The 25728-nt window shown below is 37.7% G+C and carries 20 protein-coding genes and 1 tRNA gene; 10 read left to right on the plus strand and 11 right to left on the minus strand.

All coding sequences use genetic code 11. From position 1 onward, the window contains the following. Nucleotides 1-199: 199 nt before the first annotated feature. The 3 genes from BC008_RS28410 to BC008_RS28420 form a co-directional block, all read right to left on the minus strand. Nucleotides 200-1750 (minus strand): cytochrome P450, encoded by a 1551-nt coding sequence (locus tag BC008_RS28410; RefSeq protein ID WP_027846744.1) that lies wholly within the window; start codon nucleotides 1748-1750, stop codon nucleotides 200-202. Between the two features lie 156 nt (nucleotides 1751-1906). Next, the gene (locus BC008_RS28415; protein WP_027846745.1) at nucleotides 1907-2311 is read right to left on the minus strand and encodes a DUF6463 family protein; all 405 of its coding nucleotides are present in this window, start codon (nucleotides 2309-2311) and stop codon (nucleotides 1907-1909) included. Nucleotide 2312: 1 nt separating this feature from the next. Then, complete coding sequence (locus BC008_RS28420) at nucleotides 2313-2753, minus strand: ester cyclase (protein WP_027846746.1); 441 nt, start codon at nucleotides 2751-2753, stop codon at nucleotides 2313-2315. A 64-nt stretch (nucleotides 2754-2817) separates the two neighbouring features. Between BC008_RS28420 and BC008_RS28425 the strand changes: the two genes are divergently transcribed. Further along, nucleotides 2818-3396: a TetR/AcrR family transcriptional regulator gene (locus BC008_RS28425; protein WP_027846747.1), complete on the plus strand. Its 579-nt coding sequence runs from the start codon at nucleotides 2818-2820 to the stop codon at nucleotides 3394-3396. On the opposite strand, the gene BC008_RS28430 is transcribed toward BC008_RS28425, so the two are convergent. Beyond that, on the minus strand, nucleotides 3377-3574 hold the full coding sequence (locus BC008_RS28430) for a hypothetical protein (protein WP_063800831.1): 198 nt from the start codon (nucleotides 3572-3574) through the stop codon (nucleotides 3377-3379). The genes BC008_RS28425 and BC008_RS28430 overlap by 20 nt on opposite strands. Before the next feature lie 147 nt (nucleotides 3575-3721). Here BC008_RS28430 and BC008_RS28435 point away from each other — a divergent pair, with 147 nt between their 5' ends. Continuing rightward, nucleotides 3722-5323, plus strand: coding sequence for an Hsp70 family protein (locus tag BC008_RS28435; RefSeq protein WP_027846959.1), 1602 nt, complete (start codon nucleotides 3722-3724; stop codon nucleotides 5321-5323). A gap of 189 nt (nucleotides 5324-5512) precedes the next feature. Here BC008_RS28435 and BC008_RS28440 read toward each other — a convergent pair whose 3' ends face one another. The 4 genes from BC008_RS28440 to hisF all read right to left on the minus strand — a co-directional run bounded on the left by BC008_RS28440 (nucleotide 5513) and on the right by hisF (nucleotide 7859). Further along, complete coding sequence (locus tag BC008_RS28440) at nucleotides 5513-6013, minus strand: L,D-transpeptidase (RefSeq protein ID WP_058184103.1); 501 nt, start codon at nucleotides 6011-6013, stop codon at nucleotides 5513-5515. A 308-nt stretch (nucleotides 6014-6321) separates the two neighbouring features. Continuing rightward, a tRNA-Ala gene (locus BC008_RS28445) sits at nucleotides 6322-6394 on the minus strand. 389 nt (nucleotides 6395-6783) lie between these two features. After that, the gene (locus BC008_RS28450; RefSeq protein ID WP_027845068.1) at nucleotides 6784-6972 is read right to left on the minus strand and encodes a hypothetical protein; all 189 of its coding nucleotides are present in this window, start codon (nucleotides 6970-6972) and stop codon (nucleotides 6784-6786) included. A gap of 113 nt (nucleotides 6973-7085) precedes the next feature. Then, a complete protein-coding gene (gene hisF / locus BC008_RS28455; RefSeq protein WP_027845069.1) occupies nucleotides 7086-7859 on the minus strand; it encodes an imidazole glycerol phosphate synthase subunit HisF in 774 nt (257 codons plus the stop codon). A 542-nt stretch (nucleotides 7860-8401) separates the two neighbouring features. Here hisF and ruvB point away from each other — a divergent pair. From ruvB to BC008_RS28470, 3 genes are all read left to right on the plus strand, one after another. Further along, nucleotides 8402-9502 (plus strand): Holliday junction branch migration DNA helicase RuvB, encoded by a 1101-nt coding sequence (gene ruvB, locus BC008_RS28460; protein WP_027845070.1) that lies wholly within the window; start codon nucleotides 8402-8404, stop codon nucleotides 9500-9502. A 231-nt stretch (nucleotides 9503-9733) separates the two neighbouring features. Then, a complete protein-coding gene (locus tag BC008_RS28465) occupies nucleotides 9734-10540 on the plus strand; it encodes a tetratricopeptide repeat protein (protein ID WP_027845071.1) in 807 nt (268 codons plus the stop codon). Nucleotides 10541-10912: 372 nt separating this feature from the next. After that, nucleotides 10913-12187, plus strand: coding sequence for a glycosyltransferase (locus BC008_RS28470; RefSeq protein ID WP_027845072.1), 1275 nt, complete (start codon nucleotides 10913-10915; stop codon nucleotides 12185-12187). Between the two features lie 882 nt (nucleotides 12188-13069). Here BC008_RS28470 and BC008_RS28475 read toward each other — a convergent pair. From BC008_RS28475 to BC008_RS28485, 3 genes are all read right to left on the minus strand, one after another. Beyond that, complete coding sequence (locus tag BC008_RS28475) at nucleotides 13070-13414, minus strand: DUF1815 family protein (RefSeq protein ID WP_027845073.1); 345 nt, start codon at nucleotides 13412-13414, stop codon at nucleotides 13070-13072. A 1304-nt stretch (nucleotides 13415-14718) separates the two neighbouring features. Further along, nucleotides 14719-14934, minus strand: coding sequence for a DUF2839 domain-containing protein (locus BC008_RS28480; RefSeq protein WP_027845074.1), 216 nt, complete (start codon nucleotides 14932-14934; stop codon nucleotides 14719-14721). 238 nt (nucleotides 14935-15172) lie between these two features. Further along, nucleotides 15173-16783: a helicase C-terminal domain-containing protein gene (locus BC008_RS28485; protein ID WP_072207783.1), complete on the minus strand. Its 1611-nt coding sequence runs from the start codon at nucleotides 16781-16783 to the stop codon at nucleotides 15173-15175. Nucleotides 16784-17057: 274 nt separating this feature from the next. Here BC008_RS28485 and BC008_RS28490 point away from each other — a divergent pair, with 274 nt between their 5' ends. From BC008_RS28490 to BC008_RS51605, 5 genes are all read left to right on the plus strand, one after another. Further along, entirely contained in the window at nucleotides 17058-18029 is a 972-nt protein-coding gene (locus BC008_RS28490; RefSeq protein WP_027845076.1) for a M48 family metallopeptidase, read from the plus strand. Nucleotides 18030-18523: 494 nt separating this feature from the next. Continuing rightward, a complete protein-coding gene (locus BC008_RS28495) occupies nucleotides 18524-18952 on the plus strand; it encodes a hypothetical protein (protein ID WP_027842181.1) in 429 nt (142 codons plus the stop codon). Nucleotides 18953-19716: 764 nt separating this feature from the next. Continuing rightward, on the plus strand, nucleotides 19717-21288 hold the full coding sequence (locus BC008_RS28500) for a VMAP-C domain-containing protein (RefSeq protein ID WP_027842180.1): 1572 nt from the start codon (nucleotides 19717-19719) through the stop codon (nucleotides 21286-21288). Nucleotides 21289-21301: 13 nt separating this feature from the next. Next, entirely contained in the window at nucleotides 21302-22363 is a 1062-nt protein-coding gene (locus tag BC008_RS28505; protein WP_027842179.1) for an AAA family ATPase, read from the plus strand. 17 nt (nucleotides 22364-22380) lie between these two features. After that, complete coding sequence (locus tag BC008_RS51605) at nucleotides 22381-25596, plus strand: SAV_2336 N-terminal domain-related protein (protein ID WP_058184104.1); 3216 nt, start codon at nucleotides 22381-22383, stop codon at nucleotides 25594-25596. Nucleotides 25597-25728 lie beyond the last annotated feature (132 nt).

Consider the following 25728-nt stretch of genomic DNA (forward strand, 5'->3'; position numbering starts at 1 on the left):
GCGTCATGGGTCATATTCTACGACACATGCTCTACTTTTGTTCCTTCTTCTTTTTTCTTCTTACCCCGACTTACTGAGCGGATACGTTTTATATTCAGAAAATAATTATGAGGAGCATTAAGCTACAGGCTTGCTCCTCTAAAAATTTATACTAGTTGTTAAAATTTGTAATAAACCCAAGTTTGTCCACAAGCCTAATTTATCTCAACTGAAAACGCAAAGGCATTCCATCAGATGGATAAATTAATATATTCTGCTGCCAATTCTCTAGCGATGACCGACCGTTAACCAATTCCCAGTTAAAATATCTGAGTAACTGTGCAAGCATTATTGTTGCTTCAAGCATTGCTAAATGCTCACCTAAGCAACGATGAGAACCCGAACCAAACTCGATATTAGGCAGAGAATGACTACCTTTTCCTTCGAGCCAACGTTCCGGTCTAAATTCTTCAGGTTGCTCATATGTTTCTGGATCTCTTCCTGCTGCAAGCATAGACCAGAACACTTTTGTACCTCGAGGAATATTAATACCCTCAATTGTAGTATCCCGTATAGCTTGTAAAGAAGTAGAGCCCGATGCTATTGAATAAGTACGTAGAGTTTCTTTGACAATAGCTCGAATGTAATTTAATTCTTTCAAACTTTCTAAATCAAACTTACCTTGGCTTGACCATACCTTATCGACAACAGACTGTGCTTGCTGAAAGACTCTTGGATTTAATGCTAATTCGCCAACAGCAAAAGACAAGGTATGAGCTGTTGTATCAGTACCTCCTATTAAGAGTTGAATTGTCTCCGAAATGAGAGTTTCACGGTTATATTTTGGTTCTCTCGCAGCGATTTTTACTAGCATAGATTCTTGGAAGCAAGGGCTTACTTGCTTTAGAACACCCTGTTTACCATCTCTAAGTTGTAGTGCTAAATCCACACGGGGAATCAGAAAATCATTTAAATATCTTCTTGCTGACCAATAATCACGAGATGTTTTAAGTGGCAAGTATTTATACCATTTTTTTTCTTTGCCAGTCACTACACGCAGAAAACGATAGCTTACAACTGATGTTGCATCATATACTTTTTCTATTTCTAGGGGTGGTCCTTCTGGGCTAGAGACTTTTCTATCCACAGGAATCCCCAAGACTAGACAGGAAATCACTTTGAGAGTTAGTTCAACAAATAGAGGATCTACTCGAACAGCTTCCGAAGGCTTAGATTTTTTGATATTTTCAACTACTTGCGAACAAGATTCATCAACAATTTCTAAGTACTTGGAAAGAGCATTAGCAGTAAATCCTGGATTCCAAGCCTTGCGTCGCCATTGCCAGTTGGTACCATGTTGACCCAAAAGAATAGGTCCACTTATATCATTCCAAGCTTTTTGTGCTTTGCGACTCCTGACTAAACTTCCATCTTTTGTTCCATTAATGATGGTTTCCTCAATTACTTTGGGTTTACTCAGAATCAGAATTGGATCGCCTGCCCATAAAATATAAGGAGTGCCTAATTTTTGGCTCCAATCAAATAGGAATTGAGAATACTTCTTGTTTTCGACTGCAGCTAACACTTGAGGGATATTTCCTAATAACCAGTGTCTAGGAGGAGAAGGAATAGAATTTAGAGATTTATAAGTATTCTTACGTTTCCAAAAACGCCAACCAAATACTCCTATTAAGCTAATAGGAACCAAAACTAATGGTAAATACAATTCGGGTAAAGAGAAAGAAAGCTCAGCAATAATCTTTTGGAGCATAAACTTACCTTAGCTAATTAACAATCAATCTTGTTGACTGCTAATAAAATAAAGTTAATCTTTTTACAAAGCAATAAATTGTTGCTAATAAATACATTAAACTACTTTATTTTGATACCTTGAGATTGCAAATTCCTCTAATTATAGGAGATTCAATTACAATTCTGTCTTCTGGCATTTTATATCTAAATTGCTTACATTTTTTGATGCAGCAATGATTAGAATTGCTGGTACCATCAACAACCAGAAACCCGAAATCGGAATAGCAATCGCACCAATAATTGAAGTTATTAATAAAGTCCAACCAATAGACTCCGGTAATGCAATCTTACGAAAATGCGCCCAAAAACATAGCTGTGCCAAAATAACGAAAAATGCAGTCAGTGTCATGAACCAAAAAGCATCTTCGCGAGCAAAATTAGGTGCAAATGGGTTAGGAGCAACACTGTTAAAAAATCCATCGCTAACAATTTCCGCTAATGGTTCTCCATAGACCCAAAAACCAACGATTATGTGAATAAAACTTGTGACAAGCAACCAATATCCGCTAAACTGCAGCATCCTACACCTCATTTTCAGGGATTAAACCAAGCTGTGTCATCACTTCAAGCAGGTTGCATTCGTACCACCACTCAACAATTTTCCCTTCGACTATTCGTAGCAACGTAAAGTCATTTACTTTCACTCTTTTACCCGTTGGTGGAGTACCCAAGAAATTCCCTGTATGGGTTCCTTGAAGTGTTGTCCGATAAACAACTTTGTCATCTTCTGCAATCGCATCTTCAAGTCTTTGTTTGATGTCTGGAAAACCTACAAATAAACCCGCGTTAAATTCTTTATTTGCTTCCAGACCAATAATTGGTTCTGCAGAACTATTGAAGTGATAAACAACATCCGGACTCATCAATTCATCCCAAACCTTTGTCCAACCAGGATTCGTTCCCCATCCATCTTTTGCAAAATGCAGGGCTACCGCCTTATTTTTATCAATTAAAGTATCCATAAATATTTCCATTCCGTTTCAATACGCTACCGTATGGTTGTAGATTATTACTTGGACTATTTAAATGTCAATACGTTACCGTATGGTAAAAAAGAAAGAAGTTATAAAACTTGGGCGAAAAGACTGGATTGAAAAGGGTTTAACGGTTTTAGCCGAAAGCGGAATTGAAGCTGTACGAGTAGAACCCCTGGCGAAATTAATGAATGTGACCAAAGGTAGCTTTTACTGGCATTTTAAAAATCGAGGTGAACTTTTAGAATCACTTTTGCAAGAATGGGTAAATCGCGATACAGATGGAATTATTCAAGAAGTTGAAAAAAAGGGTGGAGATGCTAATAACAAGTTATTCAACTTACTAGAACTAGCTGTTCGAGATGACGGTAAAGTAGAAAATGCAATTCGAGCTTGGGCAACAAATGACTCTAAAACTGCCGTTATTCTTGCTCAAGTTGACGAGCGTCGTTTGAACTACACCCGAGATTTATTTTTGCAGTTTGGATTTACGCCCTTTGAAGCGATGGTACGGGCTCGAATGGTTTATTACACATTGGTTGTTGGTGAATTTACTGTTGGTGCTCGACCTAATCTAGATGAAAGGTTAGCGGAAGCACGTCTTCAGTATGCTATTTTGACTCGTCGGTAAATGGGTAATGGGTAATTGGTAATTGGTAATTGGTAATTGGTAATTGGTAATTGGTAACTGGTAATGGGTAATTGGTAATTGGTAACTGGTAACTGGTAATGGGTAATTGGTAATTGGTAACTGGTAAATCTCCCCCGTATTTGGATGTTGTAGGGGTTATGTATTGCCGTCTTCTCAAAGAATAGTAAGTTATTGATAATATATTGCATTTATGAGAGAAATCATCCATACCAAAAAAGTATGGTTTGACGATAAAATTAATTCTAAGAACAAAGAGATATAATTCAAAAACTTGCTCTCAACACCTCTTAATTATTGATAAAATATGGCAATAGCAATAGATTTTGGTACAAGTAATACAGTTATTGCTCGCTGGAATCCTGTTACCCAGCAGCCAGAGACTTTAAATATACCTAATTTATCAATTAAACAAAGTCTAAATCCGCCTTTAATTCCCAGTTTGGTCTATGTGGAAGATGCAGTCCGAGGAAAGGTTTTAGTTGGACAACAAGTGCGCGATCGCGGTCTAGATCTGAGCGGTGAATCAAGATTTTTTCGCAGTTTTAAGCGAGGTATTGGGGCATCCATACCAGGATTTATGCCTGAATTAGACGGACAAACTATCAATTTTGAGCAGGTAGGAAAATGGTTTTTGTCTGAAGTGATTTCTCAGTTAAGCACAACGAATCCTGATGTGGGAGATTCTTTAGTATTGACAGTTCCTGTCGATAGTTTTGAAGCTTACCGTCACTGGTTGGGAGAAGTTTGTCAGGCTTTACCTGTAGAACAAGTACGCATGTTGGATGAACCAACAGCAGCAGCATTAGGTTATGGTTTGACAGAGCAAGACAATCTACTAGTAGTTGATTTTGGTGGTGGAACCCTAGATTTATCTTTGGTACAGTTGGATAAAAGCGTTAAAAACACCACAAAACCTGTGGGTTTTTTGTTGAAGTGGGGAAATAAATCTTTAGCAGAAGACTCCAAACAAAAGGTAAAAACTGCTCGAGTATTAGCAAAAGCTGGGCAAAATTTGGGAGGAACCGATATTGATAATTGGATAGTCGATTATTTTGCCAAAACTCAGGGATTAGCAATAACTCCCCTCACCACAAGATTAGCTGAAAAGGTAAAAATTCAACTTTCCACCCAAACCCAAGCCAGTGAGGTTTATTTTAATGATGAAACCTTTGAAAGTTACGAGTTAGAACTAAATCGCGAAACCTTAGAAAATATTCTCAAAGAAAACTCATTTTTTGAGTTACTAGATGAATCAATGACGTCTCTTCTACAGCAAGCACGACGTCAGGGGATAGAAGTTACAGATATTGATGCAGTGCTATTAGTTGGTGGAACATCACAATTAACAGCTTTGCAGTCGTGGATACACCAATATTTCGAACCAAACAAAGTGCGTTGTGAACGTCCTTTTGAAGCGATCGCCCAAGGAGCATTACAACTCGCACAAGGTTTAGAAATTAAAGATTTTCTCTATCACAGTTATGGAATTCGCTATTGGGATAGACGTAATAAACGTCATAATTGGCATCCTATCATTCCTCCAGGACAACCTTATCCCACGATTAACCCAGTAGAGTTAGTGTTGGGAGCTTCCATGGAGAATCAACCCAGTATTGAATTAATCATGGGTGAATTGGGTACAGATGCGGGTGCAACAGAAGTTTATTTTGATGGCGATCGCCTAGTTACCCGTCGTTTAGAAAGCGAGCGAACTAGTGTCACTCCCCTCAATGATAAAGATGGTGCTAGAAGTATCGCAAAACTAACACCACCAGGTTTTCCAGGTAGCGATCGAATTAAAATTGGTTTTCAAGTAGATGAGCAAAGATTTTTGCGCATTACTGTGCAAGACCTATTAACCCACGAAATCCTTTTGGAAAACAAGTTAGTAGCACAATTGAGTTGAGATTAGGGGATTAGCTATTGGCGTTAGCGCTTAGCGGCTAGCGGAAGCGTACCGTAGGTATTGCGTAACGGATCCGCAAGGTAGCGCAGCTATAGTTATTGCGTGGCGTTAGCCATATAGGGATTGGGGATTGGAAAAAATTACCAATTACCAATTACCCATTACCCATTACCCATTACCCATTACCCATTACCGTTTCACAATAACCGGCGTTCCTACTCTCGCCCATTGATATAGCATCTGAGCATGTTTTACAGATAAATTTACACAACCATGACTACCTGGAACGTTAAAGTTTTTACGCCAAGGAGCACCATGGATTGCATAACCTCCGTGGTAGTACATTGTGTAAGGAACATTGGCAATATCATACCCATCACCTCGCATTCGAGTGGAGCGCAATTTGGTCTGAACGCGATATTTACCTGTAGGTGTTGGTGTTGAACGTTTTCCTGTAGAAACAGGCATCATATAAACTATTGTTTTTCCATCCCATGCTCTTAGCACCTGATCTGATAAGTCAATCTCAATTCGCCTTCGAGGAGTAACTGTATTACTTTTCGCTACCGCGTGCGCTTCCGCAGTTGATACCTTGGGAGAAGAATATAATAGTGTTGTTAAACCCACTAAAAGAGCTGCACAAGCTGTTGCCGAATTACTTCCAAAAGCGTGGCAAATTATTTTTTTCATTTTATTTTCTATTTTTTATTGTCTAAACAGTTACTTCATATTTTGAAGCCTGTTAATTTTATGGCTCTAAAATTAAACAATTTCTGTTTATTGAGTTATTTACGCAAAATTACTGTTGTTACTGAGAGAACGTTACAAGTTTTTTTAAATTCAATTTACATTTTTATTTCTCAGTCAATCCAGAAATATTTACCAAGCCCTACAGGCTAAAATAATTTAGCTAATTTGGTTAAGAAAAATTCAATCATCTGTATTAATTATGACTGATATGTAAGTCACATTCAAGAATTATTTACATACCAAAAATATGGAGCTAAGCGGATTCGAACCGCTGACCCCCTCAATGCCATTGAGGTGCTCTACCAACTGAGCTATAACCCCGGATAATGCATCTCTAATCTTGTATTAATAAAGAATGTTTTGTCAAGTACATATATCTATAAATTTACAACCTCTAAGGTTACAACCTCTAGGGTTAATGACTCCATCTGTATGTTTCAATTTTCAGATGTTGACACATCAGACGTAAACTAAGTTATGACCTGACAAGTTAAACTCGGACGATAGAGATACTAACGACTAACAAAAATACATTTATTACAAAGTAACAACATTTGTCAATAAGTAATTTAATATATCTTTAATATATACAAACAAATTTTTGTTCAAATACAAAGATATTTTTTAACTTGCTTACTTGTAGTTTTTTTGCAATTGTTATTTTTCAGAACAAAATGACATCTCAGCAAAAGATAGATAAAATATTTCAATTAAGAGTGGAGCAAATAGCTCATACAATTACCCATTAAAAAATAAACTACCATCATTGCTGCCGCCGCAAGAGCAACTAGCAAACCAGCCAGCATTAAGGAAAACTCCTTGTTTTCAAAAGCTTTTTCCATCAGATGCAACGACCATGCTACTAGTGCAACATCAAGAACTAAAATTGGAACCAACATAATCTACTTTAAATTATATTAATTCTTGTGAATTTATATTAACATTCTTTTCGGAAAGTGTGTGCAATTCCGTGCAATTCAATTAGGTTTATTGTGCTGGAAATTAATGAGAACTAATCAGTTATCCTGACAGGAACTTTGTGTTTTTGTAGATATGTTTTAATTTCAGCTACACTCAATTGTCCATAGTGTAGTAGTGATGCTAACAAAGCAGCTTCAGCTTTACCATCAGTCAACGCTGCATGAATATGTTGACAATTACCCGCACCACCAGAAGCAACAACAGGAATTTGTACAGCATCGGAAATAGCTCGTGTCAATTCCAGGTCATATCCTGCTTGCGTTCCATCAGCATCCATACTAGTTACTAGCAGTTCTCCAGCACCGCGTTTCTCTACTTCTTTTGCCCATTCCAAGGCATCCAGACCAGTATTTTCGCGTCCACCTTTAACATATACATCCCACCCAGGATGTTCCGAATTCGTGCGGCGTCTGGCATCTATTGCAACAACTATACATTGATTGCCAAAACGTTCGCTTGCACGGTCGATCAAATCTGGGTTTCGTACAGCCGCAGAATTAATACTAACCTTATCTGCCCCAGCTCGTAACAGATTTTTAACATTTTCTAAGGTTTGGATCCCACCGCCTACGGTGAGGGGAATGAAGACCTGCTCGGCTGTCCGGTAAACGACGTCAATAATAGTGTCTCTATTTTCATGAGAAGCTGTAATATCTAGAAACACTAACTCGTCTGCGCCTGCTTCATTGTAAACTTTTGCTAATTCTACGGGATCTCCTGCATCTTTAAGGTCAACAAAGTTAACTCCTTTTACAACTCGTCCCGCCCGAACATCCAAGCACGGTAAGATTCTTTTCGCTAACATAAGGAATTTTGACTCCTGAGTAATTACCCGGAAAATAAATTTTAATTAAAATTGACGAGCTGATTTGAGGGTGAAAATCTTTTTTCTTCACCCGTATTTTTACCCAATAAGACAGCATACATGATAAAGCTTCAGATAAGACCATAACCCAAAAGCTTTTTTTACAGATCCAGGTTGAAATTCTCCAAGCCCCTGTGTCACAAGTACTTTGAGGGAAATACAAAGCTCTTCGCCGTTCCGTAAAACTTACCTAAAGTTGCCCAGGTCTAGACAAAGCTGAACAAAAGTAACTTTGGTGCTTACTTCCTGTTTCTTCACAGCCTTAGAATAACTTCTAAGGGGTTTGTCTGCTCCACAGACTATCCCCTCAATTCAGCCAAATATCTAATTCCCAATGAGAAAAGTTATTTTGATTTTTGTCAATTAATCTTTGTTTTCGGAATTGGGGAAGGAAATGAAGGTAAAATTTTTGCATCGTCGTCACATTTTCTGTCTTCAGCGCTCTTCAAGTTTCACAAGTAGAAGTCGATAGCCGGTGAATTATGGCAATTATCTCCTCCAAAAAACACCCTCCAGAACCAGGTAAAAAGCCCAAGTCAAAAAGGGAAAAAGTTAAATCTCCCCCCAATGAAAATCTTTTACAACCACAAGCAGCCGAAGACGAAGAGGGTAAGCCAGAAGAGAGCATTCGCCCCCAACGTTTTGCTGACTATATTGGGCAAAAAGATTTAAAAGATGTACTAGCCATAGCAATTGAAGCAGCCAAGTCCAGAGGTGAAGTATTAGATCACCTACTTTTGTATGGTCCTCCCGGATTGGGAAAAACCACAATGGCAATGATTTTAGCTGCAGAAATGGAGGTGAATTATAAAATTACTAGTGCACCCGCTCTGGAAAGACCCAGGGATATTATGGGGTTACTAGTGAATATCAAACCTGGAGATATTTTATTTATTGATGAAATTCATCGCCTCTCACGGATGACAGAGGAAATATTGTATCCCGCAATGGAAGATTTTCGTTTAGATATTACCGTGGGTAAAGGTGCTAGTGCTCGAACTCGCAGTATTCCACTGTCAAAGTTTACTCTAGTTGGGGCCACAACCCGTGTCGGTGCTTTAACTTCTCCATTGCGCGATCGCTTCGGCTTAATTCAAAAGTTACGTTTCTATGAAGTAGACGAACTTAGTCAAATCGTTCTTCGCAGTTCTAAATTACTTAAAACACCTGTGAGTGATGATGGTGCAGCAGAAATTGCCCGACGGGCGCGGGGAACGCCACGTATAGCGAATAGATTACTTAGACGCGTCCGTGATTATGCTGAAGTAAAAAAGAGTGGTGAAATTACGGAAGAGGTTGCAGGAGAAGCATTACAATTATTTCAAGTCGACCCCTGTGGTTTAGATTGGACAGACCGACGAATGTTGAGCGTTATTATCGAACAATTTAATGGCGGACCTGTGGGTCTAGAAACTATTGCAGCTGCGACTGGTGAGGATACCCAAACAATTGAGGAAGTTTACGAACCTTATTTGATGCAAATCGGGTATTTACATCGAACTTCGCGAGGAAGAGTTGCAACTCCAGCAGCTTATAAACACTTGGGTTTCAAACCACCTAATGAACAATTATCTTTGTTGTAGTATCGGCGACTGGGGATAGCACTGCGTGCCGCCGCAAGCAGCATATAGCGACTGGGTAAAAATTACTTAATCCTTACATGGCTAAAGCCATACTGGAGGCTAACGCCAATCCCCATATGACGCTGTCGCGTCACGCAATACCTATAGCTGCGCTACCTTGCGGATCCGGTACGCTTACGCTAGGCGCTAACGCAAATCCCCAACCCCCACAAATTAATAACTGTTAAAGTAATGCTTAAATTAATTGGGATTTTACTAAGTTTATTGTTGATTTTTAATTGGGCTGAACCAGTTTTTGCCCAAACTCAAATCTCTCTCATCACAAATGAAGAATTAAAAATTGGAGATGAATTAGCTAAAAAAGCTTTTACTGCAATGAGTAGGGGTGACTTAGAAGGAGCAGAAGCTTACTGGACGCAGATTATCGAAAAATTTCCCACCAATCCTGCAGCTTGGAGTAATCGAGGAAATTTGAAAATCAGTCAAAACAAACTTGAAGATGCAGTTACAGATTTTGACCGAGCTATAGAGTTAGCACCCAACATCACCGACTCTTATTTGAATCGAGGAACAGCATTTGAAGGCTTGGGTAGATGGGATGACGCGATCGCTGATTATAATTACGTCCTGAAGCTAGATCCTAATGATGCAATGGCATATAACAATCGCGGTAATGCTTACGGTGGTTTAGGTAAATGGGATTTGGCGATCGCTGACTATCAAAAATCGATGAAAATAGATCCGAAGTTTTCCTTAGCACGGGCTAACTATGCTTTTGCTTTATACGAACTAGGTAACAAAGAACAAGCAACCCGAGAAATTAAAAATATTGTTCGTAAATATCCTCAGTCTGCGGATATGCGCGCTGCATTAACTGCGGTTCTTTGGGCTGCAGGGAAAAAAGGAGAAGCTGAAAGTAACTGGGTTGCAGCCTACGGAATAGATCGTAGATATAAAGATATTGATTGGGTGAAAAATATTCGGCGTTGGCCTCCAAGCATGGTAGCAGGATTAGAAAAATTCTTGAAGATTAAATAAAATAACTTAAATTAAATTAAATTGATTTAATTTTAATTTTTTCTAATAGTAACAATTACTATAGATAATGCACTTATGTTGTTTACTGGACATAAGTGCATTATCTATCTTATGGGAGCTTGATAAATTAGGAATCTTACCCCTATAAGATTAAAATAATCTATTTCGACCTCTGGGAAGAAACATGTATCTACCCAAATCCGTCTTTAAAACCCTTTCCACTTAGCAATTTCCACTTACCAAATCCTTAGCCTGGAGTAAATAAAAAGTCAAGGGTATTAAAAACAGGATTTGTAATAAATTGCCGAATTGTTGTTTCAGCGCTTGTATTTGAAATTATCTATTAACCCGTTAGGAAATCAATATCATAAAATGACTCACTTTGGCATTATTTGTCCACCAGCGACCGGACATCTCAATCCAATGATTGCTTTGGGAAATGAGCTACACAGACGGGGTCATCGTGTTACAGTGATCGGTGTACTCGATATTCAAGCGATCGTAGTAGCAGCAGGATTAGAATTTTTCCCGATTTTAGAATCTGAGTTTCCCCCAGGTTCAATAACTGAATCTTTCAATAAGTTAGGAAAATTGAATGGTTTGGCAGGATTGCGCTATACCATTGAGTTACTTAAAGAATTATCTGTCTCATTTTTATATCGTGCACCCCAAGCGATTAAAGCTGCTGGGATCGAATTACTGCTGATAGATGAAGCTTTATCTGCAGGAATTACTATTGCGGAACATTTGAATATCCCATTTGTAACTGTATGTTCCAGTCTGCTTCTAAAAGGAGAAGATATTGTACCTCCCTATTTCACAACTTGGGATTACAATCTGGCATGGTGGGCATTGATTCGCAATCAAGTTGGTTATGCTTTTTTGCACAATTTGCTCAAACCAATACAAAAAACAATATCCGATTATCGTCGTGAGTGGAATTTACCGCCATATTCCCACAACTATTCCTCGGAATTAAGATTAGCAACTCTAAGCCAACAACCACCGGAGTTTGAATTTCCCAGACGCCAACTTCCCTCAAATTTTTACTTTACTGGACCATTACATCATCCTAGGACCCGCCAAGATGTTGACTTTCCATTTGAAAAGTTAAGTGGTAGAAGGTTGATTTATGCCTCCCTAGGAACTGTACAAAATCAGATTCAGTATATTTTTTCCTATATTGCTGAAGCTTGCGCTGCGCCAGATGTGCAGCTAGTAATATCTTTGGGTGGTTCTCTGGAACCAGAAGAATTACCAAAGTTACCTGGAAATCCAATAGTTGTAAAATATGCACCTCAACTAGAGTTATTGCAAAAAGCAAGTCTAACAATTACTCATGGGGGAATGAACACAACCTTAGAATCACTGAGTAATGGAGTCCCTTTGGTTGTAATTCCGATTACTAACAGTCAACCGGGTGTAGCCACACGTATTGCTTGGTCTGGAGCAGGTGAATTTATTCCGCTCAATAAATTAACTGTTGCTAATTTAAGAAATACAGTTCAAAGGGTAATGACAGAGGATTTCTACAGGCAAAATGCTGAAAGATTACAAGAAGATATTCAGTACGCTGGCGGTCTAGAAGCTGCTGCAAATATTATTGTTGGGACAACAGCATCCATTAAAAAACTTGTTCGCGCATGAATGATGTACTTTAAGAAAACTGAACTTTCTACTTAATTTAAAGTAAACAAACTTTTTATTGGCTATCGACTTATACCTAGCTCTTGTGGCTATTAACTTTATGTGGCGGTCAAATGATGATGAAAATATCATTTGAATATGAAAAGCGAAAGATGAAGAAAATGGTCTAGTCAAAAAATCTGATTCCAGGATTAAAAATCCTGAAGTCGACAAAATTTAGCAATAATCCTATTAGTGAGAAACTTCCAGTAAATAAATAAAAAATTCTATTGTTTTGGGTGCGGACGCGCTTATTAGCGGTAACGCACCACGAACAGAATTAAGGTATGGAATAATTTTTTTGTTGGTATTCCCTGAAGATTGATGAATCTTATAACATCAAAATCACGAACCGGAAGTTTTTACTTGCGATCAAAGCTGCAATGATAATTCAAATAATCGTAATCTAAAACTTGATGGGTATACTTTTGTTTTGGGGGTAATTTGTTTTGAACGAGCAATGTAAACACAGGAAAGCTGGCTCGAACTAAAAACAATAAAAAATCACAAAATTATCTCAATTCCGACAACAATAGCATTTTTTACTTATGGTAATGAAGTGAAGTAAAATCACTATGACTTCACAAGTGTTTTTGCTGTTTCTGACTAAACAACTATTAACTGAATTTAGGCAATACTTTGAAGTAATACTGAGCCAAGAAATTTACAACTAACCCATTCAAAACTAATTTTTATTGATTAGAGGGTTATGGGTAATAGTTAGTCAATAGTTAATTTTGGTGAAAATTAGCTAGCGAGAGAGCAAACGCAGACTAGGAACTAACTGGCAATTCCCAATGTGCCTTCTAATCACTATCTGAGTATCCAAAAACACACTGGAAGTTAAGTGCGCTTAGCAAGAGTTTTGTGGTTTTTTGGGGTTCCTACAAAGTTCTTAACGATATTAGCAAGTTCTTGCAGTTGATTAACTGCTTCAGCACCCTCTAATTTCATTAATTCGCGATCATCACGCATTTCGGTCCAAGTAATACCGTAGTCCGATACCAGAAACCTGATTAAGTGATTCTCGCCTAAACTGACCATAAAAGACGCACTATTCATCTGGTCGCCACAGGTGTAGCAGGACGCAGGATATCCACGTCGCTCCAGAACGATAGCTAGGGCTTGTAAGTTCATTACAAGGTCTTGAACAAATTGTCGATGTTGTTGTGCTAGTCTCAGAAACACGTTTGTCCTCCAGACACCACTGTGTTTTTAGTCTGTTTTATATTTTCTTTAGATTTTCTCATGAACTGGTATTGTAAACTATTCATTACAATTTCCAGATAAATATAGAGAACGAAGAAGTTTAGTTACTACCTAGATTAAAGTAGTTCATTACTTGTCTTGCTTCCGTATCAAACTATTCACTTTGCGAGTTTAAACTATCAGACAGAATTTAAAGAATTAATTTTTTCTTCACATCAGTCTGTACGCTCATGTTTTTGTTTAATACATTCCGCTTCAAGAGTAGCTTATATTCGGTGCAAGTCAAGCATGTAAAAAGTACATATATGACTTAAAGTGCCGATTTAATCAAGAACATCTTGCAAATCATAATTCAAACGCATGCTTGCTTCTATTTAAGAGCAATTCAGATATTGAATTATCATTTCGGGACGTTATTACTACTCGATTGTCTCTTGAACTTGGGTGCGTATCTTTAGTCTTTTTCTACAACAGTTAATACCATTGAGTGCCTCCATTACTTCCATTTTCTATCAGTTGATAACTAACGAAAGCTTTGGTATGGGCAGGTTAGACTGCAGTTTCCATAGATACACGTTGGTAAAACAGAAAATTTGATTTTGTCTAACTTACCAACGACGATAGCTAAATACATTGTAAGTGTGTTGCCATTTCGGCAGGATTTCTTTGCAATTTGTAAAAATGTAATTATTGAGACATTTTTGTAACTCTTTGCGAGAAATAGAGGTCTATAAGTTTCAGAATAAACCAAAATTTAATACAAGTATATTTAAGCCTGATCCCAAGTAAAGCCTATCTGTGCAATCAAAATTCATTAAAGTTAACAGAATGTGTAATATAAATCACTATTTTGTCTCAATGTTAATAAAGTTTGCACTACACTTAGGTATTTACTTTTCATTAGCCATTGAGTAGTAGCTAATCTTTTATTTAGATCCATAGACTTGGAATGACTTTAGTGAAGTTTTCCAAAGATATACTTTGAAATTTTGGGAAGGAAAAAGTTGTGATTTTTACATTTTCCTAAACATTCGCTTGGTGAATGTTGTGGTGTGTTTTTGCATTGATGGTTCTTATATAAAGTTATTCCAAATTTTTCGGGAACAATAACTCTCTCATATTCGAAGGGTCAAAAGCAACTAAAAAGTTTACTCCTGACCCTTGATGTTTTTGAATTAATCTTGAAAGTATTTCTAGAATGTCGAATTCACAAGTATTTTCATCGATTGGTTAGTCACAAATTACAAATAATCAAGATTTTATTTCAAAGCGAAACATTGAAACTAATCGGCTAACTGCCACCAACCAAAAGCTGGACCAATAAAACGAATTGTCACCCAGCCAATGACCATCAAGATAATACCCAGCCAAGCACCACGAGTTGTCCATTCGACAAATAGATTAGCTTGAGTTTTCGTAATGGGAACCCAAGGTAAAATTCTTGCCTCTTGTCCGTATTGTTCTCCTAACGCCTCTCGGCGACGCTTTGCTTCACCCATAACTTATTGCTTCCAGTAAAAGGCTTTATGGGGATGATAGCATTTGGGGATTGGGAATTGGCGTCACGCTTCCGCTAAGAGCCATAAGCACTGCGTGCCGCCTTGCGGCATATGGTGTTAGTGTTGCATTGTGCAACAGCTTCATATTGGCAGTTAGAAAAAATATCGATGATTTCCAGTCACTAATACCCAGTCGCCAGTCGTCAGTCCCTAGTCGCCAGTTGCCAGTCACCAGTCCCTAATCCCCAATCTCCTCTTGTCTAGAAAACAAGCTCGGATCGAGATAATTGACGCGTGCTAAGGGACTGAGTACAGATAAAACATCAGCCCCGTAACTACGGTTGATTACGCGGCTATCCAGTAAAGCTACAATGCCTTGATTTTCTCTAACTGGCGCGATCGCTCTTTGTAATTCTTTTAGAGCTGTTGGTAGTAAATATAGGCGAAACCAATCTTGATGTCTTTTTTTGTAGTAGGTAACTCTACCAGCAACTAAAGGATTTTCTAATGATGGTAAAGGTAAAGTTGCAATAATTAGTAATTCCGGTGCAGGTAAAACACTTTGATGTTCGCGCCAAAACTCCCAGCCACTGACTAAAACCCCATTTTCTTCTAAACAGGTTTTTTCTACCTGCACTCGGGAACCAAATTCAGAGGCTAGGATTGTTCCCACTTGCGATTTTAAAGGCACATCTCCCACCAGTATGACCGTTAAACCCGGTGATGTTGCGCTTAAACATAGCAGGGTACGAACCTTATTGATAAATCCTCCTTGAAACTCGGGAGTGTTGGGTAAAGGAAACTGTAATGGTATGTACAGTTGAATTGCTTCTGTTTGACTATCTGAGGAAAATTTCAAGCAAGTTAAATCGCCCAAACCCATACGCTGACGAAATATTGGAGCTTCCGTTTCTGCTTCTACGGCACTACCAATCAAAACTACTGGTTGCCGTTCCCAAATTTCTGAAAGGACATTAGCAGGTTCCACGGGGGCACTATGCAAAGAAAATGACCCCTGACGACGAGTAATATTTGCCCAAACTAGAGGCGAAACAAATTTTTTGGGTTGTAGATTATTTACTTGTAAGTTATTCGCTTGTAGATTATTGGTTTGTAGATTATTGGTTTGCACTTCTTGCTGTTGATAGTGCTGATAAAAGTTTCTCCAAGTATCCGGTAAATTATCTAGATTTAAAACTGAAAATAATCGAATTAAAGTTTCTTCTTCTCTGGGAGAAATCAAGTAACATTCGTGGGGATTAACCGGATGTTGGAATAATTCTCGGGTGAGTTCTATTCTTGCCGAACGAATTCTGTCTACTTGCTTGGGACAAGCCAGCATTAATTCTTCCCAATCTTGCGCTGTTAAGCTGACGGTCAACTGTTCGGTTACCCAATCTTCTAGATCGTCGACCCCGTCAATAATTGTGGGAATATTTTTGGGAAATGCTTCTTTGTTAGTTAATTGTGCGGCTAGCCAAGCTTGAGGGGAGGTGACAAATAATCCTTGAAAGTCTCTGTTGGGGAAGGTATCACCTGTCCTAATTGATTTATCAATTTTTAGCCACTCCTGCAGGCGGGGAATTTCTACTCGTAATAGACGTTGTTGTACACAGGGTGTAGCAACAATAATCACCGGACCTTGCCACATTAATGCCGAAGCGACAAAACTGGTCCGATAACGCCCTTGAAATCCACAAGCCGCACCGACTTGAATTAAGGCGCTTCTGCCTACTCGCAATGCACGTGCGACCAATCTAGCCATCGTCAAGTGATGAGGCCAGGAAGGGAAACCCGCTTGCGATCGCAGGAAGTTATGTAGTGATAAGTGAACTTCTGCTTCAATCACGCGCTTTTAATTCCATACAAAGTGACCTTAAGATGCGATTAACCCCTTTCCTATTATGTTGTCAGTGGGAAGACACAGCAGCATTCAGTACTTAATTGTTAAACTACTCAATTGTTAAACTACTCACTCAAATCTTCAAATCAAACACTCAAATTAAACATCCAACATTTTTCCTGATTTTGTCCTGTTAAACTCACTAAAAATGACTCTAGCAGCAAATTTTATAAACAACTGTCAGATTCTATTCATTGATTTATTCCCAACATTGTGAACTATGGCTACTTATACAGGAATTTCTAGCACAGCTTTTCGTCACCCCTTGGATTTGCAAGCAGAGCAAGCCTTAAGAGGTTTACCAGGATTTGACCTAATCGCTAGTAAGTATATGGAATTTTTTGTCGAAAGACCCCAACTAGTTTACTTGATGGGTAATTCCATCCAAGTAGGACCTCGCCAATATTCCACTATTTACCAGATGTTTCGAGAATGCGTGCGAGATTTGGATGTGGATCCAGAACCTACACTGTTTGTTTCCCAAAATCCGACAGCAAATAGTTATGCTCTAGGACAAGAGCATCCTTACATAGTCATTAATACAGGAACTTTAGATTTACTTAATGAAGCAGAAATTAGGACAGTACTTGCCCATGAACTCGGACACATTAAGTGCGGTCATACTATTTTAATTCAAATGGCGATTTGGGCGATGAATGCTGCATCTGCTATCAGTGAAGTAACCTTCGGTTTGGGTAATTTAATTAGCAATACTTTAATCTTTGCTTTCTTTGAGTGGCGGAGAAAAGCTGAGTTATCTGCCGACCGAGCTGCATTGTTGGTTTTGGATGACTTGGATACGGTCATGAACACAATGATGAAAATTTCCGGTGGTAGCATCAAATATGGTCATGAGTGCCATTTGAGAGAATTTCAGAAACAGTCGGAAAATTATCAAGCACTCGATGCTGATGGTCTCAACCAAGTATACAAATTTTTAGTTTATAACGGCGCACAGGGCATGATGCTCAGTCACCCATTCCCTGTAGAACGTTTGCACTATTTACAGGAGTGGTCGAATTCATCTGAATATCAACAAATCAAGAGTGGAAATTATCAAAAATCTTCTTCTGGGGTAAATGTTGATGCAGGAACTCCCAAAAAGAATCAAGAAGTAGAAGATTTGCAGCGACAAATTGAAGAATTACAACAACAGATTGAATCTATGAGAAAGAATAACTCGGATGAATAAGTCAGGAGTCAGAAGTCAGAAGTCAGGAGTCAGGAGTCAGGAGTCAGGAGTTAGGAGTTAGGAGTTAGAAGTTAGAAGTTAGGAGTTATAGCGCTATATTTTGAGAATTTGCATGTTTAAGGTAGCTTTGTAAATTTTATGACTTTCCAAATCACCCTTTGGAAAGTTTTAATCATTCTAGTTTTTGCTTGTGAATAAGAGAATATTTATATTTTTATTGCAAAATATTGAGCCGAGAAAAATTTGTTTGATTAAAGTAATGTTAAACATTTAACCCATCAGATATTAAAGAAAAATTTTTATTTTTTCTAAGGTTGAATATTCCTTGTATTATGAGGTAGAAATAACTTATCCTCAGCATTTCTAAAAGTCAGCGGGGAGTAATAAATAAAGATTTTGGGTCTTAGCTCCAGTTCAGGGGATTAATTTACCTAAGCCCCGACATATTATGCTGTGAATTTATGCCGTGAATTTATGCTGTGAATTATTTAATAATGGCTATCAAAAATACAAAGCGCCTGTCTTTATTGGCTGTAGTTGCTGTGATGATGATTTTTTTTCTGTCACCTGGAATTGCTTGTGCAGCAACGGCTAAAGTTAGTTCTGTTAATGCAACATTTGTTACCGAACAGGTTAAACCAGCAAAACACTCTAATTCTCGCTCAAAAATGAGTTTAACTCCCATGCTCCGTCAACGTATCCAAGGAATTAGACAGCGGAGAAATCGGGATATTCAAGCTATTTTACAACCATCTCAAATTAAGGAACTCAAACATAATTTGCGTTCTGGTGATCGCCTCGATTTGGCTATCAAAAAATTGAACATCACACCAGATCAGCAATATATGATAGAGTCAACGATGCGTATTGCCGATATAAAAATTAAAGCACTTTTATCAAAGTACTCTCTACAAATGGGATAAGTTTTTTGATTTTCAGGTTTATTTTCAGCTTGAGGAAATTAAGTTTGAATAAACCAATTTGAGCAAAAGTATGTTTATAGGCTTTCGCATTCATTAATTCCTAACTTCATTACATATTGCTACAGTTCGGTCGCTCATTTCCTGCGAGAGGTTATGAGCGATTGTTTTTGGAGATTCTTTATACTGCTTGAAAAATGCGATCGCTACTCAAGGGACTCCCAGTTAAAAAATACATCATTCTTAGGGTACAAGTCGGTGCACCCTTACGAGACATTAATGATGGTATTTATATTTTTTTGCAACTCCCTCAGTCTATGTTTTGAGATAAACAATAAGCACATAAATATATCATTTTAAAGATTGACAATTACATAAAAATATCTATACAAACTCAGTAATTACATTGTTTACCACAGATATCTAAAGCATGTGAAGTCTTTTAGGACAGCTATTTGCTATCATATTGAGTACGAGTTTGTGGTGAGTTCAAATTCCGGAAATCACATACAAGAATAGGTCGTTAGATCCGAATGCTTATGACTGTGTTGAGATTTTATCGTCTCATACTACTTCTGATTAATGCTTCTGAAAGTAATAACTCAAATTGCTAATTAATGACTCAATTTTTCTATATCCCTCTAGATCACCTAAAAAAGTGAGTTTTGAACTATTTTCACTTTTTCAAGGAGATTTGGGGAGGGTAAAAACCCAAGAAATTTGTAACTAGCAACTTGGTTAATAAGTAAAACAATTGATATATAGCAATGTCAAATGACGGAACTAAATTATCTGGTCAGGAAATAGGAAGATTAAGAGACGCCATTATTAGTGCTTTTCCAGATAAACCCTCATTAGAGATGATGGTTGCTATTGAGTTAGATGAGAACCTCGATGAAATAGCCGGAGGAAACAATTTTAAAGCAATTGTTTTTAATTTAATAAAAAAATGGGCTGAGCCAAAAGGAAAATTAAAGAATTTAGTTGAAGGTGCATGTAAAGAAAATCCTGGAAATCATGATTTAAAAAGTATAAGAAGAGAATTATTTCCTAAATTATCAGACTCTATTAATCTAAAAAATAAATTTTCTACCATTTCACGTCAGCAATGGAAAGATTTATGTTTGATAATAGCCTATATTGATTTAGCTCTGCTGAAGAATATATGTAGGATAACTTTAGAAAATAATTCAAAATTCCAAGATATATTAGGTAATTTACCGGAACTCATAAAACCAGAAAATTTAGGTATATTCAAAACGATTTTTTTAGATAAGTATCCTAAGAATAATCGAGACATTCCAACTATTATTGAATTTGTAGAACGCTTAACTAAAGAACAAGAAATATCTACAAATATTCGAGAACAGTTAAATTGTTGGCTAAACCTTATAGCTAAAGAATTTGATATTAGTTTACCTTGCTATGAAGTACAAAAATTATCTCAAGGTACCAGAATAAATTCTTATTTACTAGTCACAGTTACTCCTAATAGTAGTGATAAATTTTATCTGCAAGCTGAATTAATTCCTAATTATTTACCAAAAGAAACGAATTCTACATCGATAAAAATAGAAAAAAATAGTAATTTACCTAATATTGAATGTTCCTTGTCAGATATTGTTGATAATATTTATAATTTAATTCGTATTGCAAAAACTCAATATCTTCATAAACATAGATTTTATAACTTAGTTATTGAAGTTTTTTTGCCTTTACAACTTCTCGATGCAAATTTAGATTTAAAAGATATACCGATTGGTTTAAAAGATAAGACAAGACCATTTGGTAGTGAATATAAATTTTTAGTGCGTTCTCTCGACCGTTTTATCAGTCACGATGGCGAATATTTTCACAGATTATATTCGAGATGGGAAAAACTCAATTATTGGATGAAAAATTGCTTATCAGAGAGAGATATAGAAAATAACATTCATCATATATCTCAAGTAGATGATTGTAATTGGGAAGAAATAGAAACAGAATTAGAAATAGAAGAAAAATTGGGCGTCAAAATTACTTGTTGCTTACCTGAAAGTAAGTTTGATAGAGAGGATTTGTTTATTACGATTCTAAGAGGAGGAGTACCAATCTTTTTGTGGACAAGGCGTGGCTTACCAGATATAGAGTATGAAATAAATAAATTATTAGATATTAATTTTTTTAAAGATGAGTTCACTTGGACCGAATTGGTGTGGAAGCTTCGTAAAAGAGCTCATGCGAAACGAGATAAAGAAAACTATTTAGGCTATAATCTAGGATTTTTATGCGACAATCCCCACCGAGTACCTTTTAATTTAACTATCCAAAATCAATATTTAATCGAAACAGGGATGTAAAAACTACATAATTATGGCAGATTGGCGCTTTTTTCATGGAAACGGAAAACAATTAAAAGGGGTAGAAGATAAATTAAAAAATCTTGAACCTCCACCCTGGCGACGTTTTAGCAAGATTGAAGATATTACGGAAGATCGACGTTGGGATCGACTGAAGACATTAGTGGAGGAAAATGATCGAAATAGAAGAAGAGGTGAAAATTTCCGTATTCCTCCTGATGCTACCAATGTAATTAATGCTGTTAATGCTGCAATTTATCTACGCAGACCATTATTAGTTACTGGTAAACCTGGTTCGGGTAAGACATCTTTAGCTTACGCGATCGCTCACGAGTTAAATTTAGGTCCAGTATTGTCTTGGGCGATTACTGCTCGTTCTACTTTGCAAGAAGGACTTTATCGTTACGATGCGATCGCACGATTACAGGATGTTCAGCAAAACGAAAAGCAGGATATAGGTAAGTATATTACTTTGGGCGCTTTAGGAACAGCTTTTTTACCTTCAGCGTTACCAAGGGTTTTACTAATTGATGAAATTGATAAGAGTGATATTAATCTTCCCAACGACTTATTAAATATTTTTGAGGAGGGAGAGTTTCCGATACCAGAGTTAGTAAGACGAGCAAAATCAGTAGAAAAAAATAATTCCGCTTCCAATAATGAATTTACAGTTGAAACTCAAGATCGTGATATTGAAGTTGTAATTAAAGGAGGGAGAATACGCTGTTATTCTTTCCCAGTCATTGTTATGACTAGTAATGGTGAAAGAGATTTTCCTCCGGCTTTTAAACGGCGATGCATACGAGTAAAAATGCCTAATCCTCAAGAAGAAGCACTCAAAGCAATTGTTAAAGCTCATTTTCAAGATGAAGACAAACTTTTTCAAGATGCTGAAGCGAAAATTGATGGATTAATTAAAGATTTTTTGTCAGATAAAGATAAAAATACGGAACGTGCTACAGACCAATTATTGAATACAATTTATTTGCTTACTCGTGATGTTTCTCCAGAGTCAGAAGCAGATGAAAAATCGGTCAAAGATATTTTATTGAAAAGTTTAACCAGTAATGATTGACTTTGGCTTAATTTCCCATGACTAATAAATCATCTGCAACCAATAACCAATTTAATCAATTGATTGCAGCTTTAGGAAAAGATTTAGAATTAACCGGGGAAGAAATCGCCGATATCATTTGGTTTAATCAAAAACGTCAAGAAGTTATAGATACACAAAACAACATATCTTCACAACAGGTAAATCAATCAAGCACCTCAGAAGAATTAAATCCTACTCCCACAAATACCAACACCTCAGAAAAATTAAATTCTAACCCTAGAGATACCGAAACTTCTTTCAAACCTCCTTCTGCAGAAATTTACCCAAAAACTCAAGAAGAAACTCAACAGGAAATTCAAGATCAAACTCAAACATCCTCTAAAACTAAAGCTCTTCCCTTGCGCGTACCGGATGCACCTTCTCTACGCGAACCTTTAACATTAGCGCAAGTGTTAAAACCTTTGATGCATCGGGTGGAATCTGGGAGAAAAACCGTATTAGATGAGACAGCGACCGTCGAGCGTACCGCTGCTGAAGGAATTTGCATTCCCATACTCAAATCTGAACCAGAGCCTTGGTTAGATGTGGCTTTGGTAGTTGACGAAAGCAAATCGATGCTGATTTGGCGACATACAATTTGGGAGTTAAAGCGTTTACTAGAACATTATGGAGTATTTCGGGACGTACGTGCTTGGGGATTAGTCACCAATGAAAACGGACAAATCCATATCCGTCCGGGAATTGGTCAAAATGTAAGCCAACAACGTTTTGCTAGCCCCCGTGAAATTCTAGATCCAAATCGTCGCCGTTTAATTTTGCTGGTGAGTGATTGTGTTGCAGCGACTTGGCGCAATGGTGCTTTAACCCAAGTTTTAAAAGATTGGACAAACACTCAACCAGTAGCGATTATCCAAATGTTACCCGATTGGTTGTGGTTAAAAACAGCTTTGGGTTTGGGTGCTGCGGTTAGTTTGGGAAGTTTGACTGCAGGGGTAGCGAACAAACATTTATTAATCAAACAACTGTTGCTGTGGAAAGATATTAATTTAGATACTGGTATCAAGATTCCTGTTTTAACTTTAGAACCAGATCCAGCTTTGGCTTGGAGTCAGATGCTAGCAGGAAAAAGCGATGCAGTAGCTTCCGGGTTTGTTTTATCTTCAGAAATCAAAATTAATCACAGCAAACAACGACCCCTAACTACTATCCCTCAAGTCAACGCCCAAGAGCGAGTATATCGTTTTCGCATGACAGCTTCACCAATGGCACGTAAATTAGCTGGTTTACTCGCTGCAGCACCAGTAATTAATTTACCTGTAGTGCGCTTAATTCAAGAAACCTTATTACCAAAATCTCGCCAAGCTCATGTTGCAGAAGTATTTCTGGGAGGTTTATTAAAACCTTTAACACCCATTGAAGCAGATACTTTATCCGATACGGTGCAGTATGATTTTATGGATGACGAAATACGGGGTATGTTGCTTGAAGCCGCACCTGTAAAGGATTCAGCAGATGTTTTGGATGCAGTTTCTGAGTATGTCGCAGCGCAGTTAGGTAAGTCTTTGCAAGATTTTGTTGCGCTGTTGAAAGCTCCGGGAGAAGCTGATGATGAAGGCGTTAAACCTTTTGCAGAGGTGACAGCGAAGATTTTGAAGCGGTTGGGTGGAGATTATGCGCTTTTTGCAGAAGAGTTGGAACAGCAGATTACAGATGAAAGTACCTCTGATATAACTGTTACAGTTCCCAACAATCGCCATCTTCTTTGGCAGCAAAAAAATACGAAGATTTATAGCTTGTGTACATCTTACCCTTGGTATTTACCGTTTGATGCTTTAGTTATTCCAGTTTCATATCACACAGGTGAGGAAGAAGTTGTATATTGGTCTGGTGGTAGATTCGCAAATTCATTTTGTAATTTCTTGGGACAGAATCGTATTTTATGTACTGAATCCATAAACAATATTTTTAAGGAAAAGAACCAAACCGAAATCAGCCCTGAGAATCCTCTATTTGTTCCTTTACCTGATGAGATCAACAATCAACTTTTCATTTCAAGCGGTTATCAAGCTAATCGCTTCGCTATTCTGACAACTGTAGAATCTCCCTCTCGTAGTGTTGCTAATACTAATTACGCAGTTGAGTCTGTAATTCGTCTAGCAGCAGAGCAAAGATTAAAGCGTGTATTGCTTCCTTTACTAGGAACAGGTGCTAATAGATTACCTGTTTACCATGTGGCTACAGCGATATTACCAGTAATTAATCAAGTACTGAAAGCTCCTACATCCAATCCTATAGAAGAAATCACGCTTGTATCTGAAAAAGAGATCGCAATTAAAACCATCAACGAAGTAGCGCAAAGTTTATATGTAAACAATGAAGTAGTAGTGAAGTCTAATCGCTGGTCTGATTTTAAATTCGAGGTCGTCACCGTCAACCGTCGTGGAAAAATTATCGATAGAGAAATTCAACAAGCCTCATACTTCATCGAAAACCTTGCCAAAAACATCACCTTAGAAATGGTCGCCATTCGTGGTGGAATTTTTACAATGGGCGCTCCAGAAACAGAAGAAGGTAGCAGGAACTCAGAACGTCCCCAACACGAAGTAACAGTTCCAGATTTTTTCATGGGTAAATATCCAGTAACCCAAGCACAATGGCGTGCTATAGCTGCTCTACCTAAAATTAACCGCGACTTAAAATCAGAACCATCACGTTTTAAAGGTGATAAGCATCCTGTAGAGAGAATATCTTGGTATGATGCGGTTGAATTTTGCGATCGCATAAGCAAATATACAGGTAAACAATATCGTCTTCCCAGTGAAGCAGAATGGGAATATGCTTGTCGTGCAGGCACAACCACACCATTTCATTTTGGCGAAACAATTACATCGGAACTAGCAAATTACAACGCTCAATCCACTTATGGTGCAGGTACAAAGGGTACCTACCGTGGGGAAACAACAGAAGTAGGAACTTTGGGTGGAGCAAATGCCTTTGGATTATACGATATGCACGGGAATGTGTGGGAATGGTGTGAAGACACTTGGCATCGCAATTACGAAGGAGCGCCGACAGATGGAAGTGCGTGGATAGACGGAACTGAGAATAATAATTGTTCTCGTTTATTGCTGCGCGGTGGCTCCTGGTATTTTGCTCCTGAAGGTTGTCGTTGTGCCTATCGCTACAACCACAAGCCGGAGATTGTCTACCACATTAATGGGTTGCGTGTGGTGTGTGGGGTGTTGCCGTAGCTTTCTTCCCGAAGGGTGAGCTCTTTTGTAGCCCTTGACACTTTTACTTTTAGCATTTTACCCTCTGTTCTTTTCTTCTCTGCACCTGGAGAGCGTAACGAAAAAATTAAATTTTTTTTCAAAAATTGGGTT

The organism is Mastigocoleus testarum BC008, from assembly GCF_001456025.1.
Taxonomy (GTDB): Bacteria; Cyanobacteriota; Cyanobacteriia; order Cyanobacteriales; family Nostocaceae; genus Mastigocoleus; species Mastigocoleus testarum.

Excerpts from the sequence above, each read along its gene's own strand:
- BC008_RS28490 (WP_027845076.1), top strand. The coding sequence starts at position 17,058 with ATGGCTACTTATACAGGAATTTCTAGCACAGCTTTTCGTCACCCCTTG.
- BC008_RS28425 (WP_027846747.1), top strand. The coding sequence starts at position 2,818 with ATGTCAATACGTTACCGTATGGTAAAAAAGAAAGAAGTTATAAAACTT.
- BC008_RS28450 (WP_027845068.1), bottom strand. The coding sequence starts at position 6,972 with ATGTTGGTTCCAATTTTAGTTCTTGATGTTGCACTAGTAGCATGGTCG.
- BC008_RS28495 (WP_027842181.1), top strand. The coding sequence starts at position 18,524 with ATGGCTATCAAAAATACAAAGCGCCTGTCTTTATTGGCTGTAGTTGCT.
- BC008_RS28420 (WP_027846746.1), bottom strand. The coding sequence starts at position 2,753 with ATGGATACTTTAATTGATAAAAATAAGGCGGTAGCCCTGCATTTTGCA.
- BC008_RS28480 (WP_027845074.1), bottom strand. The coding sequence starts at position 14,934 with ATGGGTGAAGCAAAGCGTCGCCGAGAGGCGTTAGGAGAACAATACGGA.
- BC008_RS28440 (WP_058184103.1), bottom strand. The coding sequence starts at position 6,013 with ATGAAAAAAATAATTTGCCACGCTTTTGGAAGTAATTCGGCAACAGCT.
- BC008_RS28500 (WP_027842180.1), top strand. The coding sequence starts at position 19,717 with ATGTCAAATGACGGAACTAAATTATCTGGTCAGGAAATAGGAAGATTA.
- BC008_RS28435 (WP_027846959.1), top strand. The coding sequence starts at position 3,722 with ATGGCAATAGCAATAGATTTTGGTACAAGTAATACAGTTATTGCTCGC.
- BC008_RS51605 (WP_058184104.1), top strand. The coding sequence starts at position 22,381 with ATGACTAATAAATCATCTGCAACCAATAACCAATTTAATCAATTGATT.
- BC008_RS28470 (WP_027845072.1), top strand. The coding sequence starts at position 10,913 with ATGACTCACTTTGGCATTATTTGTCCACCAGCGACCGGACATCTCAAT.
- BC008_RS28465 (WP_027845071.1), top strand. The coding sequence starts at position 9,734 with ATGCTTAAATTAATTGGGATTTTACTAAGTTTATTGTTGATTTTTAAT.
- hisF (WP_027845069.1), bottom strand. The coding sequence starts at position 7,859 with ATGTTAGCGAAAAGAATCTTACCGTGCTTGGATGTTCGGGCGGGACGA.
- BC008_RS28505 (WP_027842179.1), top strand. The coding sequence starts at position 21,302 with ATGGCAGATTGGCGCTTTTTTCATGGAAACGGAAAACAATTAAAAGGG.
- ruvB (WP_027845070.1), top strand. The coding sequence starts at position 8,402 with ATGGCAATTATCTCCTCCAAAAAACACCCTCCAGAACCAGGTAAAAAG.
- BC008_RS28410 (WP_027846744.1), bottom strand. The coding sequence starts at position 1,750 with ATGCTCCAAAAGATTATTGCTGAGCTTTCTTTCTCTTTACCCGAATTG.
- BC008_RS28415 (WP_027846745.1), bottom strand. The coding sequence starts at position 2,311 with ATGCTGCAGTTTAGCGGATATTGGTTGCTTGTCACAAGTTTTATTCAC.